Origin of the sequence: Bullifex sp. (genome assembly GCF_034103065.1) — a bacterium.
Classification (GTDB): Bacteria; Spirochaetota; Spirochaetia; order Sphaerochaetales; family Sphaerochaetaceae; genus Bullifex.
This window is the reverse complement of sequence record NZ_JAXEGN010000031.1, coordinates 1-2,447: the sequence shown is the minus strand read 5'-3', so window position 1 is coordinate 2,447 and position 2,447 is coordinate 1. Positions and strand designations below refer to the sequence as shown.

2 protein-coding genes are annotated in these 2,447 nt (G+C 28.4%); one reads left to right on the top strand and one right to left on the bottom strand.

Features of this window, described 5'->3' with window-relative positions; all coding sequences use genetic code 11:
• Positions 1-299: 299 nt before the first annotated feature.
• Positions 300-758 (bottom strand): hypothetical protein, encoded by a 459-nt coding sequence (locus SOY52_RS01155; RefSeq protein WP_320847151.1) that lies wholly within the window; start codon positions 756-758, stop codon positions 300-302.
• A gap of 99 nt (positions 759-857) precedes the next feature.
• Between SOY52_RS01155 and SOY52_RS01150 the strand changes: the two genes are divergently transcribed.
• Entirely contained in the window at positions 858-2,261 is a 1,404-nt protein-coding gene (locus SOY52_RS01150; RefSeq protein WP_320847150.1) for a leucine-rich repeat domain-containing protein, read from the top strand.
• Positions 2,262-2,447: the final 186 nt, after the last annotated feature.

Below are 2,447 nucleotides of genomic sequence, written 5' to 3'. Positions count from 1 at the left end.
CATAATTACCCATACTTCCCTCCTAAAATAACTTAAACAAACTTTTAAATATTTCTTATTTATCCACCAAGGTATATCAGATTAAACTAATTTCTAATTTTCGTTTTATATATTTTAATCATATTCATACTCTAGGCATATGTCAAGTAAAAACACTTGTTTTATTTCTTTTAATCAGTATTATTAAATCCTCTATTAATTAATATAAACTGTTTCAAAGAAATTCATAAAAAAATTGATCTCAAGTGCTATTCACACCTGAGATCGGAGGATTTGTAAGGAAGATTAAAAATATGATTTTATTTATGCGAAATGATTATCTTGTAATCATCTTCTTGCTGATAATTAAGGCCACGAATCTCAAAGGTTTGTTCTAAAGATTCCTTTGAATATCCTGAACCATATTCAATGGCACTATCTGAATAATAGGTAATATCTGCACCATTTACTTCAACAATTAATGCAAACACCATTAAATTTACAAACTTATTATCGAAGGAGAATTCAATTTCATTATTACAACATTTAGTAAATGTAATAGTAGGAAGAAAACCTTCTACATCCTTCCAATTCTTATAGTTCTCATTTTCTTCAGTAAAGCATTCATAACATGGTGGGAAGTTTTCACTACATGCTTTATTCCAAGGAAGAATAGCTTCAAATTTATCAGCTAGAGATGCATCTTTTGCAAGGCTATTTACCTTATTATAACAATCATTAAATGCAGCATTTACTTTAGACATAATAATTTTTTTCATCTTTAAAACTCCTACATTTAATATATAGTGTAGAATATGAAAATATCACAATGAAATTTAATATTTTGTTTTCTCTTTCTTTTACCCTATATAAATAATATGGAAGAGAAAAACAAAAGTATCATATTTAAATCAAGTAATATTATTAATAATTTTGAATTCAAAGACTCTAATATAGAAGAAGTTATCATTCCATCTTCTATATCTAAAATAGAGCCTGAAACATTTAAGAATGCTAAGAAACTAAAGAAAGTAGTAATCCCAAATTCTGTAGTAGAAATAGGAAGTGATGCTTTCTTTGGTTGTGAGAATATAAGAGAGATTATAATTCCTAACTCTGTATTATATATTGGAGAAAACGCATTTTGGGGATGTAAAAGGCTTGAGAGAGTAGTCCTCTCCCCTAATCTATCTGTGATAGAAAATGAAACCTTCTGTTCTTGCTCGTCTCTTAAGGAAATCATTATTCCTGAAGGTGTTTTGAAAATAAACAAAGGAGCATTTTCTCTATGTGAAAATTTAGAGAGTGTAAGACTTCCCAATACTTTAAAGAAAATAGCTGAGTATGCTTTCTTCTGCTGTAAAGCTCTTAATGATATTAATATTCCACTATCTGTAAAACAAATTAAAGCCCATGCATTTTCATCATGTAGAAGCTTACAAAACATCGAAATTAAAGGCTCTCTAGCAAAAATAGAGAAATACCTATTCTATGATTGTCCATCTCTTTCTTCTGTCTCTCTTCCAGGAAGCATTAAGAAAATAGAAAATGGTGCTTTTAATAGCTGCTTTTCACTTAAAGAAATAACTATTCCTAATGGAGTAAAGAAAATAGGTAAAAAGGCTTTCTCCTACTGTAATTCTCTTGAGAGAGTTACTCTACCTTCAACTCTTGAGGTGATAAAAGATAAAGCTTTTGAAAATTGCAAGAATATAAAGAAAATAAATATTCCTAATTCAGTAAGAGAGATTGGAGAAGATGTCTTCTCCTATTGCACCTCTTTAGAGGTAGTAGCTATAGGTAATAATGTAGAGAAGATACAAGATAGAGTATTTAATAAGTGTAGTAATCTAAGAGAAATTTCTCTTTCAAATAATCTTAAGTATATAGGATATAGAGCATTTTATGAGTGTAATTCTCTTAAGAATATCAACATTCCAGAGCAGGTTGAAGAAATAGGAGAAGAAGCTTTTTATGGCTGTAAGATGCTTGAAAAAGTTATGATTCCAAATTCTGTAAATAGAATTAAAAAAGGATGCTTTAAAGGCTCTTTGAATTTAAACGAAGTAGTTTTACCTTCTTCTCTATCAGCAATAGGAGAAGAAGCTTTCTTTGGATGTTCTTCTCTCTCTAAAATAGTTTTTCCTCCATCAATAAAGACTATTGTAGACGATGCATTTGCTTCTTGCTATAAATTAAAGGAAGTAAAAATCCCTACTGCTATAGAAGAAGTTGGAAATAAAATTTTTAATAATTGTAAAATGCTTAGTGAGATATCATAAAGATAAAAATATTGATATAAACGAGATAACTCATTAAGTAATAAGTTTTGAAATACAGCAAATATTCAATCTAACTAACCTATATTTAAAAATTAACCTCTAAGAAACAAATGAGTTCATCATCTTTCTTATTCTGCAAGTAAGCTTTTAACACTTTATCTGCATCAATAAGAATAACTTCTATAT

Coding starts and splice junctions, on each gene's coding strand:
- SOY52_RS01150 (WP_320847150.1), top strand. CDS start 858: ATGGAAGAGAAAAACAAAAGTATCATATTTAAATCAAGTAATATTATT.
- SOY52_RS01155 (WP_320847151.1), bottom strand. CDS start 758: ATGAAAAAAATTATTATGTCTAAAGTAAATGCTGCATTTAATGATTGT.